At 60.6% G+C, this 4,015-nt stretch carries 6 protein-coding genes; 5 read left to right on the top strand and 1 reads right to left on the bottom strand.

The genetic code is table 11. The features are described 5' to 3' along the window. Nucleotides 1–269, top strand: a 269-nt coding sequence (locus QZ184_RS10630; protein WP_296419547.1) for a BMC domain-containing protein, incomplete at its 5' end; no start/stop codon positions are given. A gap of 1 nt (nt 270) precedes the next feature. On the opposite strand, the gene rdgB is transcribed toward QZ184_RS10630, so the two are convergent. Beyond that, nucleotides 271–867 (bottom strand): RdgB/HAM1 family non-canonical purine NTP pyrophosphatase, encoded by a 597-nt coding sequence (rdgB, locus tag QZ184_RS10625; RefSeq protein WP_296416919.1) that lies wholly within the window; start codon nt 865–867, stop codon nt 271–273. A 218-nt stretch (nt 868–1,085) separates the two neighbouring features. Here rdgB and QZ184_RS10620 point away from each other — a divergent pair, with 218 nt between their 5' ends. The 4 genes from QZ184_RS10620 to QZ184_RS10605 all read left to right on the top strand — a co-directional run. After that, nucleotides 1,086–2,081 carry a sodium-dependent bicarbonate transport family permease gene (locus QZ184_RS10620; protein WP_296419544.1) on the top strand — a complete coding sequence of 332 codons (996 nt, stop codon included), beginning with the start codon at nt 1,086–1,088 and terminating at the stop codon, nt 2,079–2,081. Between the two features lie 4 nt (nt 2,082–2,085). Continuing rightward, entirely contained in the window at nt 2,086–2,367 is a 282-nt protein-coding gene (locus tag QZ184_RS10615; protein ID WP_296419541.1) for a transcriptional regulator, read from the top strand. Between the two features lie 204 nt (nt 2,368–2,571). Further along, nucleotides 2,572–2,886: a BMC domain-containing protein gene (locus tag QZ184_RS10610; protein ID WP_094587519.1), complete on the top strand. Its 315-nt coding sequence runs from the start codon at nt 2,572–2,574 to the stop codon at nt 2,884–2,886. A 71-nt stretch (nt 2,887–2,957) separates the two neighbouring features. Next, on the top strand, nt 2,958–4,015 hold a 1,058-nt coding region (locus QZ184_RS10605), incomplete at its 3' end, for a form I ribulose bisphosphate carboxylase large subunit (protein ID WP_296419539.1).

The raw sequence follows: 4,015 nt of genomic DNA, 5'->3' as shown, positions 1-4,015 counted from the left end.
ACCACGCCGTGCTGATCAACCGTCAGAACCGGCGCGGCTCGATGATTCAGGCCGGCATGAGCATGTTCATCCTGGAGACCGAACCGGCCGGCTATGTCCTACTGGCCGCCAACGAAGCGGAAAAGTCCAGCAACATCACCGTGGTCGACGTCAAGGCGGTCGGCGCCTTTGGCAGGTTGACCCTGGCCGGCTGGGAAGGGGACGTCAACGAAGCCGCTGCTGCTGCGATGCGGGCCGTCGAGCAAATCAACCGGCGCTCTGCCCGCTGAGTCAGCGCAGACCGAAGATCTGCTTCAACCCCGGGGCCAAAGCACGGGCCGCTTTACCCCGGGAGCCCAGTTTGTCCTTGAGGTGTTGCCCCATCTGGGCATAGGTCAGTCCTGCTTCCCGCACCCAGAAGATCGGGTCATAGCCGCCCCCTTGCCCCTGCGGGCTACTGAGAATCTCACCGCGGCAGATCCCCTGGGACTCGAGCACAGGATTGCCCTCGGGATCGGAGAGCACCATGGCGCTGTTAAAGCTGCCGCTGCGGTAGGGGGTCGATCCGAGTTCGTCCAGCAAGCGTTGAATGCGCTCGGGATCGGTGGCGGCATAGCGGGCGGAATACAGCCCAGGCTCACCACCCAGGGCATCGACCTCCAAACCAGAGTCATCAGCCAGGGCCCACTGGCCCGTGAGCCGGGCCACGCTGCAGGCCTTCAGCCGAGCGTTCTCGAGATAGGTGGTGCCGGTTTCTTCGATCTCGAGTCCATCGGGCTGCTGGCGCACCTCGAGCGCAACGGCATCGAGCATCGCTTGGATCTCGGCCACCTTGTAAGGGTTGCCACTGGCGATCACCAAGATCGGCTGGGGCGTGCCAGATCGCATCCAATGACACCAAGGGACGCCATTGTGCCGCCTAAGGGGGTGAGGCAGGTTGGGTTGAACATTCCACCCCAGAGAAATCCAGGGGCACCTGCCTCACTCAAACCGTAGGGAGCCCATCCAGCTCGTGCAATGGCGCTATTGCCGGATGTGTGCAGCACGGAACAGTTCGAAAGAAGCCATCTAGCGTCAAACAGCAGCCCCTTTCTGCAGGTTCGTCCATGGACACCAGCCTGGTCCTGCAGAACCTGTTAACACCACCGGTTCTGTTCTTTTTCCTGGGTGTCTTTGCCGTGCTGCTGGGCTCGGACCTGGAGATCCCGGCACCCCTACCCAAGCTCTTTTCGCTGTATCTCTTACTCGCGATTGGCTTTAAAGGTGGCCTTGAGCTGCAGCACAGCGGCATCAGCGGGCAAGTGCTGCCGACCATTGCAGCGGCGATCTTGATGTCGCTGGTCGTTCCCCTCTATTCCTTTGGGGTACTGCGCTTGAAGCTCGACAGGTTCAATGCGGCGGCCATTGCTGGGACCTACGGCTCCATTTCAGCGGTAACGTTTATTACCGCCGAAAGCTTTCTCGAAACCCAACACCTCCAGCACGACGGCTTCATGGTCGCCGCTCTGGCCTTAATGGAGTCACCAGCCATCATTGTTGGCCTGCTCCTGGTGAAGTTGGCAGGACCGCAGAAGAATCCCAACAGCGAAGGAATGCGCTGGGGAGCTGTCCTGCACGAATCCCTGCTGAATGGCTCGGTCTACCTGCTCGTCGGCAGCCTGCTCGTGGGCTTCCTCAGTGCAGGCCAGAGTCCGAGCAGCGTTGAAAAGATGCTGCCCTTCACCGACAAGTTGTTCTACGGCGCCCTCAGCTTTTTCCTGCTGGACATGGGGATCGTCGCCGCCCAGCGGATCCGTGATCTCCAAGCCGCTGGAAGCTTCTTGATCGGCTTCGCCCTGCTGATGCCGCTTTGCAATGCCCTGATCGGGACCTTCATTGCCCGAGGACTGGGACTGGGGCCGGGCAACGCGCTTCTCTTTGTCGTGTTGTGTGCCAGTGCCTCCTACATCGCGGTCCCTGCGGCCATGCGCATGACCGTGCCTGAGGCCAATCCGAGCTTCTACATCTCAACGGCACTGGGGTTGACCTTCCCCTTCAACATCGTGATCGGCATCCCGCTGTACATGGCGCTGATCAATCGCATCCTTCCCTCCGCAAGCTGACGCCATGAAACGGGTTGATGTCGTGGTGAGCGAGCGGGAGCTCGCACCCATCCTCAAAGCAATCGAAGTGGCGGGTGCAGCGGGTTACTCGGTGATGAAGCACGTCACAGGAAAAGGCCCCCATGGATCCGTCTCAGAAGCGATGGACTTCAGCGGCCTTGGCGCCAATGCCCACGTCGTGACGTTTTGCGAGCCCGAGGTTGTGGAGCAACTGCGAACCAAGCTCAAACCGCTGCTCGATTACTACGGCGGAGTGGCCTACGTCTCCGAAGCAGAAATGCTCTAGCTGCAGTGCTTTTGGAGACACCCAGAGGCGTCGCAACCGCCAGCTAGAGAAGCATCTCCAAAGTTTTGTGAGGCACTGATGAGCGCCACTTATCAATGACTGAGGTGACGGTAATCGCGATTCAGCACCAAATGTCTTGACTTACGGATCGTTGCCGAAGCATGGTTGCTGGCGAACATTCCACCCCTCCTCCAGGAGCAGGTAATGGCTAACGAAACCATGGGCATCGCCCTCGGCATGATCGAGACCCGAGGTCTGGTCCCCGCGATCGAAGCCGCAGACGCCATGACCAAGGCCGCCGAAGTGCGCCTGATCGGTCGCGAATTCGTGGGCGGCGGTTACGTCACCGTTCTGGTCCGCGGCGAAACCGGTGCTGTGAACGCTGCCGTTCGCGCTGGCGCCGATGCCTGCGAGCGCGTGGGTGATGGCCTGGTGGCCGCCCACATCATTGCTCGCCCCCACCGTGAAGTGGAGCCTGCTCTCAACAGCAGCGCTGGCTTCGTTGGTTCGAAGGACTGAGGACTGAGCTAGGCCTCTAAAGGCCACTCATCTCTCTGACTTATTTCCCTCGACCCACTCGGAGATTCTCCATGGCTAAGAAGTACGACGCTGGGGTTAAGGAGTACCGCGACACGTATTGGACTCCTGACTACGTACCCCTCGACACCGACCTGCTGGCTTGCTTCAAGTGCACCGGCCAGGAAGGCGTTCCCAAGGAAGAAGTTGCAGCTGCTGTTGCCGCTGAATCTTCCACCGGCACCTGGTCCACTGTGTGGTCCGAGCTCCTCACCGACCTCGACTTCTACAAGGGCCGTTGCTACCGCATCGAAGACGTTCCTGGCGACAAGGAATCCTTCTATGCGTTCATCGCCTACCCCCTCGATCTGTTCGAAGAGGGTTCCGTCACCAACGTTCTGACCTCCCTGGTCGGCAACGTCTTCGGTTTCAAGGCACTGCGCCACCTGCGCCTGGAAGACATCCGCTTCCCGATGGCGTTCATCAAGACCTGCATGGGTCCCCCGAACGGCATCGTGGTCGAGCGCGACCGTATGAACAAGTACGGCCGTCCTCTGCTGGGTTGCACCATCAAGCCGAAGCTCGGCCTGAGCGGTAAAAACTACGGCCGTGTCGTCTACGAATGCCTCCGCGGCGGTCTGGACTTCACCAAGGACGACGAGAACATCAACTCTCAGCCTTTCCAGCGCTGGCAGAACCGTTTCGAGTTCGTTGCCGAAGCTGTGAAGTCCGCTGAGCAGGAGACCGGCGAGCGTAAGGGTCACTACCTGAACTGCACCGCCGCCACCCCTGAGCAGATGTACGAGCGGGCCGAGTTCGCCAAGGAACTCGGGCAGCCGATCATCATGCACGACTACATCACGGGTGGCTTCACCGCCAACACCGGTCTTGCACACTGGTGCCGTAAGAACGGCATCCTGCTGCACATCCACCGCGCCATGCACGCGGTGATCGACCGTCACCCCAAGCACGGCATCCACTTCCGCGTCCTCGCCAAGTGCCTGCGTCTGTCCGGTGGTGACCAGCTGCACACCGGCACCGTGGTCGGCAAGCTCGAGGGCGACCGTCAGTCCACCCTCGGCTACATCGACCAGCTGCGCGAATCCTTCGTTCCCGAAGATCGCAGCCGCGG

The organism is Vulcanococcus sp. DEBay_Sum22DG08_74, assembly GCF_017852955.1.
GTDB lineage: Bacteria > Cyanobacteriota > Cyanobacteriia > PCC-6307 > Cyanobiaceae > Vulcanococcus.
Note: the sequence above shows the minus strand (reverse complement) of the source record. Positions and strands in the feature narration are given on the sequence as shown.

Excerpts from the sequence above, each read along its gene's own strand:
- QZ184_RS10610 (WP_094587519.1), top strand. The coding sequence starts at position 2,572 with ATGGCTAACGAAACCATGGGCATCGCCCTCGGCATGATCGAGACCCGA.
- rdgB (WP_296416919.1), bottom strand. The coding sequence starts at position 867 with ATGCGATCTGGCACGCCCCAGCCGATCTTGGTGATCGCCAGTGGCAAC.
- QZ184_RS10615 (WP_296419541.1), top strand. The coding sequence starts at position 2,086 with ATGAAACGGGTTGATGTCGTGGTGAGCGAGCGGGAGCTCGCACCCATC.
- QZ184_RS10620 (WP_296419544.1), top strand. The coding sequence starts at position 1,086 with ATGGACACCAGCCTGGTCCTGCAGAACCTGTTAACACCACCGGTTCTG.